This window comes from Telluria sp. Soil_C_11, assembly GCF_057657395.1.
In genome coordinates, this window is sequence record NZ_JBDGIN010000004.1 from 217,479 (window position 1) to 232,288 (window position 14,810).

18 protein-coding genes and 2 tRNA genes are annotated in these 14,810 nt (G+C 66.2%); 11 read left to right on the forward strand and 9 right to left on the reverse strand.

Features of this window, described 5'->3' with window-relative positions; genetic code table 11:
* Positions 1–23: 23 nt before the first annotated feature.
* Positions 24–449, forward strand: coding sequence for a F0F1 ATP synthase subunit epsilon (locus AC3A6M_RS09020; RefSeq protein WP_487852385.1), 426 nt, complete (start codon positions 24–26; stop codon positions 447–449).
* Positions 450–511: 62 nt separating this feature from the next.
* On the opposite strand, the gene AC3A6M_RS09025 is transcribed toward AC3A6M_RS09020, so the two are convergent.
* Positions 512–1,123, reverse strand: coding sequence for a peptidoglycan recognition protein family protein (locus tag AC3A6M_RS09025; RefSeq protein WP_487852386.1), 612 nt, complete (start codon positions 1,121–1,123; stop codon positions 512–514).
* A 72-nt stretch (positions 1,124–1,195) separates the two neighbouring features.
* Between AC3A6M_RS09025 and AC3A6M_RS09030 the strand changes: the two genes are divergently transcribed.
* Genes AC3A6M_RS09030 through AC3A6M_RS09040 form a run of 3 tightly spaced genes read left to right on the forward strand, consistent with a single transcriptional unit; the run spans position 1,196 to position 3,121 of the window.
* Positions 1,196–1,624 (forward strand): CoA-binding protein, encoded by a 429-nt coding sequence (locus AC3A6M_RS09030; RefSeq protein WP_487852387.1) that lies wholly within the window; start codon positions 1,196–1,198, stop codon positions 1,622–1,624.
* The gene (locus tag AC3A6M_RS09035) at positions 1,621–2,496 is read left to right on the forward strand and encodes a PPK2 family polyphosphate kinase (protein ID WP_487852388.1); all 876 of its coding nucleotides are present in this window, start codon (positions 1,621–1,623) and stop codon (positions 2,494–2,496) included. Before AC3A6M_RS09030 ends, AC3A6M_RS09035 begins: the two co-directional genes overlap by 4 nt.
* 34 nt (positions 2,497–2,530) lie before the next feature.
* Complete coding sequence (locus AC3A6M_RS09040; protein WP_487852389.1) at positions 2,531–3,121, forward strand: glutathione peroxidase; 591 nt, start codon at positions 2,531–2,533, stop codon at positions 3,119–3,121.
* 83 nt (positions 3,122–3,204) lie between these two features.
* Here AC3A6M_RS09040 and AC3A6M_RS09045 read toward each other — a convergent pair whose 3' ends face one another.
* The 6 genes from AC3A6M_RS09045 to argB form a co-directional block, all read right to left on the reverse strand.
* Complete coding sequence (locus AC3A6M_RS09045; protein WP_487852390.1) at positions 3,205–5,064, reverse strand: chorismate-binding protein; 1,860 nt, start codon at positions 5,062–5,064, stop codon at positions 3,205–3,207.
* A gap of 5 nt (positions 5,065–5,069) precedes the next feature.
* Positions 5,070–5,648, reverse strand: a complete 579-nt coding sequence (slmA, locus tag AC3A6M_RS09050; protein ID WP_487852391.1) for a nucleoid occlusion factor SlmA — start codon at positions 5,646–5,648, stop codon at positions 5,070–5,072.
* A gap of 19 nt (positions 5,649–5,667) precedes the next feature.
* Complete coding sequence (locus tag AC3A6M_RS09055; protein ID WP_487852392.1) at positions 5,668–6,399, reverse strand: HAD-IA family hydrolase; 732 nt, start codon at positions 6,397–6,399, stop codon at positions 5,668–5,670.
* A gap of 89 nt (positions 6,400–6,488) precedes the next feature.
* A tRNA-Asp gene (locus AC3A6M_RS09060) sits at positions 6,489–6,565 on the reverse strand.
* Between the two features lie 3 nt (positions 6,566–6,568).
* Positions 6,569–6,643: transfer RNA gene (locus tag AC3A6M_RS09065), tRNA-Thr, on the reverse strand.
* A gap of 40 nt (positions 6,644–6,683) precedes the next feature.
* Entirely contained in the window at positions 6,684–7,613 is a 930-nt protein-coding gene (gene argB / locus AC3A6M_RS09070; RefSeq protein WP_487852393.1) for an acetylglutamate kinase, read from the reverse strand.
* Between the two features lie 108 nt (positions 7,614–7,721).
* Between argB and AC3A6M_RS09075 the strand changes: the two genes are divergently transcribed.
* Positions 7,722–7,934, forward strand: coding sequence for a cysteine-rich CWC family protein (locus AC3A6M_RS09075; protein WP_487852394.1), 213 nt, complete (start codon positions 7,722–7,724; stop codon positions 7,932–7,934).
* A gap of 10 nt (positions 7,935–7,944) precedes the next feature.
* Here the strand turns inward: AC3A6M_RS09075 and AC3A6M_RS09080 are convergent, their stop codons facing one another.
* Positions 7,945–9,048 (reverse strand): extracellular catalytic domain type 1 short-chain-length polyhydroxyalkanoate depolymerase, encoded by a 1,104-nt coding sequence (locus AC3A6M_RS09080; RefSeq protein ID WP_487852395.1) that lies wholly within the window; start codon positions 9,046–9,048, stop codon positions 7,945–7,947.
* Positions 9,049–9,156: 108 nt separating this feature from the next.
* Between AC3A6M_RS09080 and AC3A6M_RS09085 the strand changes: the two genes are divergently transcribed.
* From AC3A6M_RS09085 to AC3A6M_RS09100, 4 genes are all read left to right on the forward strand, one after another.
* Positions 9,157–9,585: a thioesterase family protein gene (locus tag AC3A6M_RS09085; RefSeq protein WP_487852396.1), complete on the forward strand. Its 429-nt coding sequence runs from the start codon at positions 9,157–9,159 to the stop codon at positions 9,583–9,585.
* Complete coding sequence (locus AC3A6M_RS09090) at positions 9,582–9,773, forward strand: DUF1289 domain-containing protein (RefSeq protein WP_487852397.1); 192 nt, start codon at positions 9,582–9,584, stop codon at positions 9,771–9,773. The genes AC3A6M_RS09085 and AC3A6M_RS09090 overlap by 4 nt, the downstream gene beginning before the upstream one ends.
* On the forward strand, positions 9,773–10,675 hold the full coding sequence (locus AC3A6M_RS09095) for an MBL fold metallo-hydrolase (RefSeq protein WP_487852611.1): 903 nt from the start codon (positions 9,773–9,775) through the stop codon (positions 10,673–10,675). Before AC3A6M_RS09090 ends, AC3A6M_RS09095 begins: the two co-directional genes overlap by 1 nt.
* 89 nt (positions 10,676–10,764) lie before the next feature.
* Complete coding sequence (locus AC3A6M_RS09100; RefSeq protein WP_487852398.1) at positions 10,765–11,724, forward strand: NAD(P)H-dependent flavin oxidoreductase; 960 nt, start codon at positions 10,765–10,767, stop codon at positions 11,722–11,724.
* A 181-nt stretch (positions 11,725–11,905) separates the two neighbouring features.
* Here AC3A6M_RS09100 and AC3A6M_RS09105 read toward each other — a convergent pair whose 3' ends face one another.
* Positions 11,906–12,514, reverse strand: a complete 609-nt coding sequence (locus tag AC3A6M_RS09105; RefSeq protein WP_487852399.1) for a hypoxanthine-guanine phosphoribosyltransferase — start codon at positions 12,512–12,514, stop codon at positions 11,906–11,908.
* A gap of 184 nt (positions 12,515–12,698) precedes the next feature.
* Between AC3A6M_RS09105 and AC3A6M_RS09110 the strand changes: the two genes are divergently transcribed.
* Positions 12,699–14,540, forward strand: a complete 1,842-nt coding sequence (locus AC3A6M_RS09110) for an aminopeptidase P family protein (protein WP_487852400.1) — start codon at positions 12,699–12,701, stop codon at positions 14,538–14,540.
* The gene (locus AC3A6M_RS09115; RefSeq protein WP_487852401.1) at positions 14,541–14,807 is read left to right on the forward strand and encodes a hypothetical protein; all 267 of its coding nucleotides are present in this window, start codon (positions 14,541–14,543) and stop codon (positions 14,805–14,807) included. It abuts the gene before it with no gap.
* Positions 14,808–14,810 lie beyond the last annotated feature (3 nt).

The following is a 14,810-nucleotide window of genomic DNA, read 5'->3' on the forward strand; positions in this document are numbered from 1 at the left end:
TCTAGCCACTTCAAAGGACACTTATGGCAAACACTATTCACGTTGACGTCGTCTCGGCCGAAGAGCAGATCTTTTCGGGCGAAGCCGAGTTCGTCGCGTTGCCGGGTGAATCGGGTGAGCTGGGTATCTACCCGATGCACACCCCCTTGATCACGCGCATCCGTCCGGGCGCCGTGCGCATCACCGTGCCGGGCCGTACCGAAGAAGAATTCGTCTTCGTGGCCGGCGGCATCCTGGAAGTCCAGCCGAAAGGCGTGACCGTGCTGGCCGACACCGCGATCCGCGGCGCCGACCTGGACGAGGCGAAAGCCCAGGAAGCCAAGCGCCAGGCTGAAGAACTGATGCTGAACAAGGAATCGGCGATCGACTACGCCAAGGCGCAAGCCGAACTGGCAGCCGCGATCGCCCAGCTGGCGGCGATCGCCAAGCTGCGTCACAAGGGCCGCTGATCGTTAGCGGTTTCGAGTGATGAAAAAGAAGGCAGCCTGCGGGCTGCCTTTTTTATTTGCCGTCATCGGGCCTGTTCCTGCGCCAGCCGCAGCGCCACCTGGTGCCGGAAATACCCCTCCTGCACGTAGCGGTACAGGTTCGCGCCCGGGCACACGGTCTGTGCCGAGAAATCGCGGTGGCTGGCGATGTGGTCGAGGGTGACGCCGTACTTCTTCGCCAGCAGCGCCATCAGCCGCACCACGGCATCGAGCTGTTGCCGGTTCGGCTCGACTTCCTCGAAATTCCCCACCACCTCGATCAGCGCGTGCCCGGTCGGGTCGTATTCCGTATTGGTGTCGCCGGCATAGTCGATCTTGCGGCCTTCGTAGATGTTGCCGTCGAGGTCGATGATGTAGTGGTAAGGGATGTCCAGCCAGTGCTTCGTTCCGCGCGACCAGGTCTGCAGGTTGCGCAGGTACTGGCGCGGGTCGGTGCCCGGTTTGAACGGCTCGCCCTGGTGGTGCAGGGTGATGTGGGTGATCGTGTGGCGATGCGCCTGGGTGGCGTCGGCCGGGGTGCCGCCCCAGGCGGCGACGGGGACGATGCTGCGTTCGACGTCGGCCAGGGTCTGGGACGAGGCGGAAGCATCGGCAAACAACAGCAGGGAAAGAGCAAGGGCAGGGCGGAACATCATGTGCGGGTTCATGCGCCGGAGCGCAATATAAAGATGATAAGCTGGACATGACCATAACATAACGAGCCCAGCATGCGAACCATCGAACAAATCCTCAAAAGCGCCAGGACCGTCGCCGTGGTCGGCCTGTCCAACAAACCGGAACGCGCCAGCCATGAGGTGGCCGGATACCTGCAAGAACACGGTTACGAAATCCTGCCGGTGAACCCGGCCTATGCCGGCCAGCAGATCCTCGGCCGCACCGTCTACGCCACCCTGCAGGAAGCCGCCGACGTGCTGGCCAGGGACGGTCGCCGCATCGACGTGGTCGACTGCTTCCGCAAGTCCGAGGACATTCCGCCGATCGCCAAGGACGCCATCGACGTGCGCGCCGGCGTGCTGTGGATGCAGCTCGGGATCGAGAACCGCGCCGCGGCCGACCTGGCGCGCGCGGCCGGCCTGGACGTGGTCATGAACCATTGCATGCTGGTCGAGCACCGCAAGCTGGAGGCGCGGGCATGAACGTGCGCGAGCGCTTCCGCGCGCCCAAGAACGTCAAGCTGCGCGACGAGGATGCCGGACTGACGCCGCTGCGCGAGAAAAACGGCGACAAGAATGGCGGCGAGAATGGAGACAAGAACGGCGAGAAGAACGGCAAGAACGGCGCCAAGCAGCGCGAGCGAGCGCTTACTAGCGAGCTGATCGGCAAGATCGCCCACTTCCAGGAAATGCTGTACGCCGGCCACAAGCAGAAGCTGCTCCTGATCCTGCAGGGCATGGACACCGCCGGCAAGGATGGCACGACGCGCGCGCTGTTCTCGCAGTCGCAGATCAGCCCGATGGGACTGCAGGCCACCGGTTTCTCGGCCCCGACCGAGCGTGAACGGGCCCATGACTACCTGTGGCGCGTGCATGCCCACGTGCCGGGCGCCGGCATGATCGCGGTGTTCAACCGCAGCCATTACGAAGAAGTGCTGGTGCCGCGCGTGCTGGGCGATATCGACGGCAAGGAGACCAAGCGCCGCTACGCCCAGATCCGCGACTTCGAGCGCATGCTGTCCGAGACCGGCACGACGATCATGAAGGTGTTCTTGCACATCTCGAAGGACGAGCAGAAGAAGCGCCTGCAGGAACGCCTGGACGATCCGGAAAAGCACTGGAAGTTCGACCCTGTCGACCTGGAGGTGCGCAAGCAGTGGGACGCCTACCAGCGCGCCAACGAGGATGCGATCGCCGCCACCAACGCCGACCACGCGCCCTGGTACATCGTGCCGGCCGATTCCAAGACCCACCGCAACCTGATCGTCGCCCATCTGCTGCTGGAGACCATGCAGGGCATGAACCTGTCGTGGCCGGCGCCGAAGGCCGACCTCGACAAGGTCAAGGTGGAATAGAATGACATTTTTCCCAACCCTGAGTTCCGCCGCCATGTTCAAGACTACCGCCCTGCTGTTCTCCCTCGGCGCCGCCATCGCCGCCACCGCGCCCGCCCAGGCGCAGAGCGCGTCGAACGCGCCGGCGCCCGCCGCGGCTTCGGCATCCTGTCCGGCCGTGCTGAAGCACACCTTCAACCGCCTGCAGGACGAGGCGCCCCAGGACCTGTGCCAGTACGCCGGCAAGGTGGTGCTGGTGGTGAACACGGCCAGCTATTGCGGCTTCACCCCGCAGTACCAGGGCCTCGAGGCCCTGTATGCCAAGTACGCGGCGCGCGGCCTGGTGGTGCTGGGCTTCCCGTCGAACGACTTCAAGCAGGAGTCGAGCGACGCCAAGAAGATCGCCGACCTCTGCTACAACACCTACGGCGTGAAGTTCCCGATGTTCGCCAGCAGCTCGGTGACCGGCGCGAGCGCCAATCCCCTGTACACGGAACTGATCAAGGCCACCGGCAACCAGCCGAAGTGGAACTTCAACAAGTACCTGATCGACCGTAACGGCAAGGTGCTCGACTACTTCCCGAGCAAGGTCACGCCGCAGGATCCGGCGCTGGTATCGAAGATCGAGCAGGCGCTCGGCGGCTGAGACCCCGTCGTCCCCGCGCAGGCGGGAAGTCATTCCGGCAATGCCGGGAAGTCATTTCCGGCAATGCCGGGAATGACGGAAGTTTATTTCCGGATCGTCGCCCGCAGCGGTCCGCGCAGCGCATTGCACACCACGATCTCCTGCGCGCGCTCCAGCGTCTCGCGCGAGATCGGGCACTCGATCGCATTCCAGGCAGGATCTTCCAATAACAGGGTCCGCATCACGCCGGGCAGCACGCCGGAGGACAGCGGCGGCGTGTACCAGCGCTCGCCGACGCGCACGAACACGCTGCTGCGGCCGCCCTCGGCCAGTTCGCCGCGCTCGTTGAAGAACAGGGTGTCGAAGGCGCCCACGTTTTCCGCTGCCTTCCAGGCGGCGTCGTAGCGGCTGCGCACGCTGGTCTTGTGGCGTGCGAACAGGGCGGTGGAGTCGACCGGGTCGTCCGACAGCAAGAGTTCCACCGGGCCCTCCAGGAGCGCCAGCGGCGCCGTGTGCACGACCACCTCGCCGTCCGGCTTCAGGGCCAGGCGCAGGCGGTGCGGCGTGTCCGCCGGCAGCACGGCGCAGGCGGCGATCGCTCCCGCGCGCGCCAGTTCCTCGGCGAAGGCAAAGCCGAAGTAGGCGGCGGACGCCTGCAGGCGCGCCAGGTGGCGTTCCAGGTGGCGGCAGCCGTCCTCGCGGGTGGCGTAGATCGTCTCGAAGATCTCGAATTCGTTCGGCAGCCCGGTCAGGAAACGCGCCTTCAGCCGGCACTCGGCATACTCGGCGGCGGGATCGCTGTCGTACACGATGCCGGCGCCGACCCCGAGCTCGCCGCGCCGCACGCCGTTGTGGGCGGGCTGCAGCACCAGGGTGCGGATCGGTACCGAGAGGCAGAAATCGCCCAACTGAGAGGCCAACTGCGCTCCCGGCTGCCCGCCGAACGCGGGCGGATCCATCCAGCCCAGTGCGCCCGTGTAGATGCCGCGCGGGGCCGGCTCCAGCTCGTGGATGATCTCCATGGTGCGGCGCTTGGGCGCGCCGGTGATCGAGCCGCAGGGGTAGAGCGCGTCGAAGATGGCGCCGAGCGGGGTGCCGTCGGCCAGCTGGGCCTGGACGGTGGACGTCATCTGTAGCACGCTGCTGTAGCGGCGCACCTCGAACAGGGCCGGCACGCCGACGCTGCCGGTGCGCGCGATCCGTCCGAGGTCGTTGCGCAGCAGGTCGACGATCATCAGGTTCTCGGCGCGGTTCTTCGGATCGGCCGCCAGGGCGCTGGCGCGCACCGCGTCGAGGTCTTCGTCGCCGCTGGCGGGCGCGGTGCCCTTCATCGGCCGCGCCAGCAGGCGTCCGGCGTCGTGGCGCACGAACAGTTCGGGCGACAGCGACAGCACCGCGCGGCCGTCCGGCAGCCCGATGAGCGCACCATAAGGCACCGGCTGGCGCTCGCGCAGGCGCGCGTACAGCGCGTGGATCGAACCGAAGGCGTCGAAGCGGATCCGGTAGGTGTAGTTGACCTGGTAGGTGTCGCCGGCGGCGATGTACTCGCGGATGCGCTCGATGGCGCGCGTGAAGGTCGCTTCGTCGACGTTGGCGCGCACGTCCGCGATCCCGGCCGGGCCGTTCGCGCCGGCGCGTTCGGCCAGCCAGGCGGTGACTTCGTCCGAGGACAGCAGCTCGTAGCCGCGGAACAGCAGCACCTGGGCCAGGGGCATGTCATGCAACCGGACCTGCGCCGGCGGCACGATGCCGAGCAGCTGCTCGCCCAGTTCATAGCCCAGCACCGGCACCGCGTACAGGCCGCCCGCCAGGGCTTCCTGCAGGCGCGCCAGCAGCGCCGGCCATTCGTCGATGGTGTGACAGGCCAGCGTGCCCGCGTAGTCGCGGTACAGGCGCGAGCGCGACGGCGGGCTCGCGTCCGGGCCGGCGTTGTCGAGCAGGGCGAAGATGGCGCTGTCGTTCATCGGGTTCAGGCAGCCAGCAGCAGCGACAGCTGCAGGGCGCTGTTTTCCGCCGGGTGCTGGCGGAAGCCGCTCTTGGAGAAACGATGCCAGCGTCCGGTCACGTAGGACACCAGCAGGCTGGCGCGCGCGCCGACGTCTTCCTCGCGGCCATGCCCCTGGGTGACGGCGATTCGCAGCGCACCCTTGAACGCCAGCTCGATCTTGTCGTAGAACTGGTTCATGCGCAGCTGCAGGCGTTCATCCTCGCCGACCAGCGCGTCGCCGATCAGCACCCGGGTCATGCCGGGGTTGTTGGCGGCGAAGGAGAGCAGCATCTGCAGCATCGCATGGGCCTGGGCCACGCCGTCGTCCTCGCGTTCCGTGATCTGGTTGAACAGGCCGAACACGCTGGACTCGATGAATTCGATCAGTCCCTCGAACATCTGGGCCTTGCTGGCGAAGTGGCGGTACAGGGCCGCCTCCGACACCGAGAGTTTCGCGGCCAGCGCCGCGGTCGTGATCTTTTCGCCCTTCGGTTGTTCCAGCATCGCCGCCAGGGCCTGGAGGATCTGCAGTTTACGTTGGCCCGGCTTCGTGCTTGCCATGTGTCGCGGTGCTCCGTATTCAGGTCGATGAGCGCAGCCGGCGCAGGTGCGACGGCAGCTGAAGCACGGATTTTACTTTGACATCGACGTAGGCGGGTCGTTTTAACATCTTCGGCAGAGGGGCTTTGCCGCTCGGATCGCTGTAGCGCAGGTATTGCGTGACCCAGGCCGTGCGCAGCTTGAGGCGCTTGGCGTGCTTCAGGTTGACCAGGGTGTCTTCGACCAGCACGCAGCGGCGCGGCGCCAGCCGGTGCTTGCGCAGCAGGCGCCGCAGCATCAGGGTCGACGGCTTCGGCCGCAGCTGGCGGTGCACGTGCATGTCCTCGATCGCGATGTGGTGGGCAAAATGGCGCTGCAGGCCGATGTGGCGCACCACCTCGGTCGAATAGGCGGTGGGCGCGTTCGTCAGCAGGATCTTGCGGCCCGGCAGGCGCTTCAGCATGCGCGACAGGCCGCGCTCCCAGCGCACCAGCTCGCGCAATGCACCGATGTCGTGGGTCTCGCGCAGGAAGTCGGCGGCGTCGACCTGGTGATGGCGGATCATGCCGAGCAGGGTGGCGCCGTAGCGCTTCCAGTAGCCGAGGCGGGCCGCGTTCACCGCCTCCTGGCTGGCCGGCGTGACGCCGTCGCCGAGCACGCGCGCGATGTAGGTGTTCATGTTGGCGCTAATCGCCGGAAAGATGGCGTGCGAGGCGTCGTGCAGGGTGTTGTCGAGGTCGAACAGCCAGACGGGGGAGGAAGGTTTGGACACGGGAAGCGATTCGAATGGAGGCAGCCAGGATTATATCGGCACTCCAAAAGAAAAAAGGCCCGACAAGTCGGACCTTTTTTCTTCGATTCTGGCGGAGCGGACGGGGCTCGAACCCGCGACCCCCGGCGTGACAGGCCGGTATTCTAACCAACTGAACTACCGCTCCAGATGGTGCCCTTGACGTGGATTGAACACGTGGCCTCTCCCTTACCAAGGGAGTGCTCTACCACTGAGCTACAAGGGCATCGTTCACATCTTGCGACGATTGAATCGCCGCAAAATTTTTAGTGAGACCGGATCATAGTGCCAAAGGCCTGCTCGGTCAAGACTTCCAGCAACAAACTGTGTTCAATGCGCCCGTCGATGATGTGCACGGTATTGACGCCGGACTTGGCGGCATCCAGTGCCGACGAGATTTTCGGCAGCATGCCGCCGGAAATCGTGCCGTCTGCAAACATCTCATCGATCTCGCGCGCCGACAGGTCGGTCACCAGCTTGCCCTGCTTGTCCTGCACGCCGGCGATGTTGGTCATCATGATCAGCTTTTCGGCTTTCAGGATTTCCGCGATCTTGCCGGCGACGACGTCGGCGTTGATGTTGTAGGCCTGGCCATCCTGGCCGAAGCCGATCGGCGAGATGATCGGGATGAAGGCGTCGTCCTGCAGGGCTTTCACCACGGCCGGATTGATCGCCTCGATTTCGCCGACGAAGCCGATGTCGAGGAATTCGCCCGGCTTGTCGCGGTCCGGCATCGCCATCTTGCGTGCGCGGATCAGGCCGCCGTCCTTGCCGGTCAGGCCGACCGCCTGGCCGCCGTAGTGGTTGATCAGCATGACGATGTCCTGCTGGACTTCGCCACCCAGCACCCACTCGACCACTTCCATGGTCTCTTCGTCGGTGATGCGCATGCCTTGCACGAAGGTGCCCTGCTTGCCGATCTTTTTCAGGGCGTTGTCGATCTGGGGACCGCCGCCATGCACTACCACCGGGTTCATGCCGACCAGCTTCAGCAGGATGACGTCGCGCGCGAAGCCGTGTTTCAGGCGTTCGTCGGTCATTGCGTTGCCGCCGTATTTGATGACGATGGTTTTTCCGTGGAAATTACGGATATAGGGGAGTGCTTCGGCCAGGATCTGCGCCTTGATCTGCGGCGAGACCGCAGTCAGGTCGTTCTTCTGGTCGTCGCCCGTCAGTGTGCTCAGCGTAGCGTTCATTGGGGGTCCAAAAAGAATTTGCGAGATTTTACAGGCAATGGCCCGTCGCAGTGCGCATTATAAAGGCAGCTTGTTGTATTTTCCGGTGCATCCGGCTAAGGTGGGCCCATGAGCACATGTACTCGTTGCGGCGCCGCGTTCGGCTGCGCCATGGCGGATGGCGGTGAAGCACCGTGCTGGTGCACTGCCTTGCCGCCGATCGTCCCGGTCCCGCAAGCCGGCGCGGAACAGCCTGCGCCCGGCTGCTGGTGCCCCGCCTGTCTGCGTCAGCATATCGCGCAACAGGCTGGAGTGTCGCCAGACACGCCTGGTGGAGTGTGAACCCGGTCCATCAGCGCCGGGTGCGGAAGAAGCGCATCATCTCGCGGCTCGCGTCCGGCCCCTTGCTGTCGGTGTAGGTACCGAGCGCATTACCGCCCGACCAGGCATGGCCGAAGCCATGCACCAGCCAGTGTTCCGCGTGAATCGTGCCGTCCGGATGGCTGTGCACGGTGCGCGTGAAGGCGTGGCCGTCGGGCACGCGGCCCGGTTCGACCGCGATCCGCTCGTTCGCGTGGCGGCGCCGGCGCCGGATCAGTTCTTCGGCGTTGGCCGGATGCACGGTGGTGTCCTGGTCGCCGTGGAACACGATGATGGGCAGCTCAGGCACTTGATGCCCCTTCGGACGGCGGAAATCGCCCTTCATGGCGGCCATCGCCGTGGGCAGGTCGTGCGCGGCCGCGAAGGGCAGGCCGGAATGCACACCCACCGCCGCATACAGTTCGGGATACAGCGTGCCCATGATGGCCGACATCGCGCCGCCGGCCGACAGGCCCGCCACATACACTTGTTCCGGATCGACCACGTAGCGCGCCATGAGGTCGCGCGTCAGCCCGGCAATGATGGACGGCTCGCCCTGGTCGCGCTGCTGGTCGATCGCATTGAACCAGTTCCAGCAGCGCTGCGCATTCGCCTGTTGCGACTGCGCCGGGTACACGACCAGGCAGTTCCATTCCTCGGCCAGGGTGTTCATGCCGGTGCCGAGCGCGAAATCGTCCGGGTTCTGGGTGCAGCCGTGCAGCATCACCAGCAGCGGAGAAGGCTGGCCGGCATAGCTGCCCGGCATGTACAGTTTATAGTCGCGGGTGCCGGCGTCGTTGGTAAAGGAACCGTCGATGAAATGGCCGGGCAGGCCGATCGCGGCCGCGCCGCTGGACAGCGGCGGCGCATTGAAGGGATTGACGGACTTGCCAACCCGGCTCAGGTCGGCCAGCATGTCGGAGACGGGATCGAAGCTGGCCTGGTTCGAGGCCGGGGCCGGCTTTGCCGCCGGGTGCATGCTCGAGGCGGTCTTGATCGATTCCCGCATCACGCTGCGCGCGACGGAAGGACCGCGGCGCATCAGGGAACGGGTGGCGGCGCGCATCTGCGCGAACAGTTTGTTGCTTAAGGACATCGGCCCTCCTTGTGATTCGACTGGGTGCCTCAGTCTTGGTTGGCCAGCTTGCGTCAACCTGACAGGCGACGCAAGCACAATCCGTCCGGATACGGTAATCTGCGCGGCATGAGTCCGACATTTCAGCCTGGCATCCGCTTCGAGTGGCATTACACGGTACCCGAGCGTGCCACCGTCCCGAACCTCTACCACGATACCGCATTCTGCCGCGACATGCCGGACGTGCTCGCTACCGGCTACATGGTCGGGATGATGGAACTTGCCTGTGTGCACGGCATGATGCCCTACATGGACTGGCCGAACGAACAGAGCCTGGGCACCATGGTCAGCTTCCAGCACCTGGCGCCGACGCCGCCCGGCATGACCCTGCACGTGAAGGGCGAAGTCATCGAGGTCGAAGGCCTCCGCGTGCGTTTCAGGGTCGAGGCCTGGGATGACGCCGAACGCATCTGCGAAGGCATCCACGAACGCTGCGTGATCGATCCGGCGCGCTTCAATGCCAAACTGGCGGGCAAGATCGAAAAGGCTGCGCCATGAATCCGGAACAGCAGACCCCGGTGCCATCCCCCTGCATCAACGTGTGCCGGATGGTGCCCGAAACCGGCCTGTGCGAAGGCTGCCTGCGCACCATCGACGAGATCGTCGCCTGGGGCCGCGCCGACGACGACTACAAGCGCGCCGTCTGGGCCGAGATCCGGCGCCGCGAAGCGCAGCTGTTCGAGTGATGCTGCCGGCGTCGATGCGGGTGTTCGAGCGCGGCTGGCTGTCCGCGAACAACATCCTGTTCATCGGCCGCGACGGCACGACCCTGGTCGACAGCGGCTACGTCGCGCATGCGCCGCAGACGCTGGCGCTGGTGCGGCATGCGCTGGGAGACCGGCCCCTGGACCGCATCGTCAACACCCACCTGCACTCGGACCACTGCGGCGGCAATGCGCTGCTGAAGGACGCTTTCGGAAGCCGCATCGCGATTCCCCTGTCCGAAGCCGACAAGGTGCGGCGTTGGGACGAGGATGCGCTCAGCTACCGCGCCACCGGCCAGCAGTGCGCGCGCTTCGGCTTCGACGAGACGGTGTCGCCGGGCGATGTGCTGGCGATGGGCGAGCTGCGCTGGCAAGCCCTGGGCGCGCCGGGCCACGATCCGCACGCGCTGCTGTTCTGGTGCGAAGAAGAGGGCCTGCTGATTGCCGGCGACGCCCTGTGGCAGAACGGCTTCGGCGTGATCTTCCCCGAGCTGGCGGGCGAGCCCGGCTTCGGCGAGGTGCGGGCCACGCTCGATGTGATCGCTTCGCTGCGGCCACGCCTGGTCATTCCGGGCCATGGTGCGCCTTTTACCGATGTCGAAGCGGCCCTGCAGCGCGCCTACGGCCGCCTCGACTACCTGGCGGCCGACCCGGTGCGCAATGCGGAGAATGGCGTCAAGGTGTTATTAAAGTTTCTGCTGCTCGAGCGGCGCGCGATGCCGCTGGCCGAGGTAAATACCCTGTTCGAGACGGTGCCGCTGCTGGTGCTGGCGCGCGAGCGCTTCCTGGCGCGTCCGGCGGCGGAGCTGGCGCAGTGGGCGGTGCGCGCGCTGGAAAAGGCCGGCGCCGCGCGGCTGCAGGGCGACATCCTGGTCGATGCCTGAATTAGAGCCAGGGATCTAGCACGATCGTGCTTTTTTGATTCTATAATCGGGCAGCTGGTCCGATCAATCCCACGTCTGCGAGAACATCCATGGCGCTGCCTCCCGTACTGCAACACCTTTCCTTACCCGTCATCGCATCGCCGATGTTCATCGCCAGCGGCCCCGCGCTGGTGGCCGCGCAGTGCAAGGCCGGCATCGTCGGCTCCTTCCCGGCGCTGAACGCGCGCCCGGCCGAGCAGCTGGACGTCTGGCTGACCGACCTGCAGCGCGAGCTGGCCGAGTACCAGGAAGCGCATCCGGACAAGAAGGTCGGGCCGATCGCCGTCAACCAGATCGTGCACCAGTCGAACGACCGCCTCGAGCACGACGTGGCCGTGTGCGTGAAGCACCAGGTGCCGATCATCATCTCCTCGCTGCGCGCGCCGCCGAAGGAGATGCTGGATGCCGTCCACGCCTACGGTGGCATCGTGATGCACGACGTGGTCTCGATCCGCCACGCCGAGAAGGCGCTGGAAGCCGGCGTCGACGGCCTGATCCTCGTTGCGGCCGGCGCCGGTGGCCATGCGGGCGCCCTGTCTCCGTTCGCGCTGGTGGGCGAGGTCCGCAAATTCTTCGACGGCCCGATCGCCCTGTCCGGCGCGATCGCCACCGGCGACGCGATCCTGGCGGCGCAGGCGATGGGCGCCGACTTCGCCTACATCGGCTCGCGCTGGCTGGCGACCAGGGAATCGAACGTCAGCGAGGCCTACCGCGATGCGATCGTCGACTCGAGCGCGGCCGACATCGTGTACACCAACCTGTTCACTGGCGTACACGGCAACTACCTGAAGAAATCGATCGTGGCGGCCGGGCTGGATCCGGAGAACCTGCCGGTGTCGGACAAGAGCAAGATGAGTTTCGGTTCCGGCAGCGCCAAGGCCTGGCGCGACATCTGGGGCGCGGGCCAGGGCGTGGGCTTGATGGACGATGTGCCGACGGTGGCGGAGATGGTGGAGCGGCTGAAGGAACAGTATCAGGCGGCGCGTGAACGGCTGAATCTGAGCTGCTGACCCGTCGTTCCCGCGCTACCTTGTAAGCTACCTTGTCATCGTCGTCCCCGCGAAGGCGGGGATCCAAGTTGACGGTGAGTTGCTGCATGCGTTCGCACTGAGCGGCGAACTTCGGTTCCCGCCTGCGCGGGAACGACGGTCTTCAGTGCGCGGGGATGACAAATGCGCGCGGTAACGATGGTTATTCAGCAGCAGGCGGCGCTTCTTCCAACTGCTTGTCCTCGTCCTTGATCACCCACAGTCCCGGCAGGTTGCGCCAGTAGCCATGCGCATCCATCCCGAAGCCCACCACGAACTTGTTCGGGATGGTCAGCCCCACGATATCGGCCTGCACCGGCTTCTGGCGGCCCAGTTCCTTGTCGGCGAACACGGCCAGGATCACTTCGGCCGCGCCCATGTCGAGCAGGCGCTGCTTCACGTGGGCCAGGGTCTCGCCTTCGTCGAGGATGTCGTCGACCACGATGATGGTGCGGCCCGCCACGTTCTGGCGCGGGATCACCTTCCACACCACCTCGCCGCCGCGGTCCTGGTCGCCGTAGCGGGTGACGTGGATGTAGTCGAATTCGAGCGGGAAAGTCAGCTGGGGCAGCAGGTGGCCGGTGAACACCACCGCGCCGCCCATCACGCCCAGTACCAGCGGGAAGGCGCCGGTATCGTCGCTGTCGAAACGCTGGTTGAGCACTTCGGCGACATTGCGCACGGCGGCCTGGACGGTGTCGGCGCTGACGAGTTCTTCGGCGCGGGCGAGGAGGTCGCGGGCGCGGGTGTAGTGGAAATCCTGTTCTTGCATGGTTTATTGTGAGAAAAAGAATTCACCCTGGATTATGCGTCAGAACGCCACTGACCGCGTTCCGTTTGGTTCACGGAGATCGCTGGCTTGATGTTCCTGCGCAATGAGGCGCCTGCGCCACATCCGGGCAGAGGGGCGTATCATACGCAGCTTGGAGAATCCACAACACAACAGCATTCCCGATATGCCAGCAACCATGTCCGCCACCAAGCCTGCCAACGACACCACCGGCCTGCGCGCCGAACGCCTTGCCCGGCTGCGCGCCGCGATGGCGCGCCACCAGGTCGATGCCTTCATCGTCCCCTCCGCCGATCCCCACCTGTCCGAGTACCTGCCCGGACGCTGGAAAGGCCGCGAATGGCTGTCCGGCTTTACCGGTTCGGTCGGCACCTTCATCGCCACGGCGGATTTCGCCGGCGTCTGGACCGATGGCCGCTACTATACCCAGGCCGAGCAGGAGCTGGCCGGCACCGACATCCGCCTGATGAAGATCCCGTCGGGCGCCAGCCTGCTGCACATCGACTGGCTGGCCGAGACCATGCAGCCCGGCCAGACCGTCGCCGTCGACGCCCGCGTGCTGGGCCTGGCGGTGGCGCGGCTGCTGGAAGACGCCTTGAAAGCGCGCGGCGTCAAGCTTGCTACCCACCTCGACCTGCTGGACGAGATCTGGGAAGACCGTCCGGGCCTGCCGCTAGACGCCGTGTTCGAGCACGAGGCGCCGTACGCCACGATGGCGCGCGCCGACAAGCTGCACGCCACCCGCGACGCGATGGCGAAGCTGGGCGCCGAGCGCCACTTCATCTCGACCCTGGACGACATCGCCTACCTGTTCAACCTGCGCGGCGCCGACGTCAGCTACAACCCGGTGTTCGTGGCCCATGCGCTGGTCGAGGCGTCCGGCGCGACGATCTTCGTGGCCGAGGGCAAGGTCCCGGCCGCCCTGCGCGAGCGCCTGGCGCAGGACGGCGTGCGCATCGCGCCATACGAGCAGGCGGCACCGGCCCTGGCCGCGCTGCCGGCCGGGAGCAGCCTCCTGCTCGACCCGCGCCGCGTCACCGCCGGCATGCGCGCCGCCGTCCCGCAGGGCGTGCGCGTGATCGAGGCGATCAACCCGACCACCTTCGCCAAGTCGCGCAAGCTGCCGGCCGAAGCCGACCACGTGCGCGACGCCATGGAGCAGGATGGCGCGGCGCTGTGCGCATTCTTCGCCTGGCTCGAAGCGACGCTGCAGGACCCGCACCGCGCGCCGCTCACCGAAGTGATGATCGACGAGCAGATCACCGCGGCCCGCGCACGCCGTCCGAACTTCGTCAGCCCGAGCTTCGGCACCATCGCCGGCTTCAATGCCAACGGCGCGATCATGCACTACCGCGCCAGCCCCGAACACTGCGCGACCATCGAAGGCGACGGCCTGCTGCTGATCGATTCCGGCGGCCAGTACCTGGGCGGCACCACCGACATCACCCGCGTGGTCCCGGTCGGCACGCCGTCCGCCGCGCAGAAGCGCGACTTCACCCTGGTGCTGAAGGGGATGATCAACCTGTCGGTGGCGCGCTTCCCGCGCGGTACCAGGGGGCCGATGCTGGACGCCCTGGCGCGCGCGCCGATCTGGGCCGCCGGCATCGACTACGGCCACGGCACCGGCCACGGCGTCGGCTACTTCATGAACGTGCACGAAGGCCCGCAGACGATCTCGCCGAGCGCGATGCCGGAGCCGCATACCGCGATGGAGCCCGGCATGATCACCTCGAACGAACCGGGCATCTACCGCCCTGGACGCTGGGGCATCCGCATCGAGAACCTGGTGCTCACGCAAATCGTCGAGACCGGCGAGTTCGGCGAATTCCTCGGCTTCGAGACCCTGACGCTGTGCCCGATCGACACCCGCTGCATCGACATGTCCTTGATGCGCGGCGACGAGGTGGCGTGGCTGAACGACTACCACCGCAGCGTGCGCGCGCGCCTGCTGCCGCTGGTCGAGGGCGCGGCGCGCGACTGGCTCGAACAACGTACCCGGGAGATCTGAATGGCGGCCGGTATCCGTTCCACCCGCGCCAGCGCCGCCGTCGAGCGGCTCAAGAAGCGCACCGGCACCACCACCTATTCGATGGCGCGCACCGGCGACGGCCACTTCTTCCTGGCCGAGCGGGCCGGCGCGCCGCCGCTATGCCCACCGATGGAGCTGGACGACTTCGTGAAATTCGTCGACGGCCTCGGACCGCAGCCGGAAAAGCGCATCACCAAGAACGATGCCGCTTTCGAAAAGCAGCTGGTGAGGAAGAAGCAGCCTTGAATC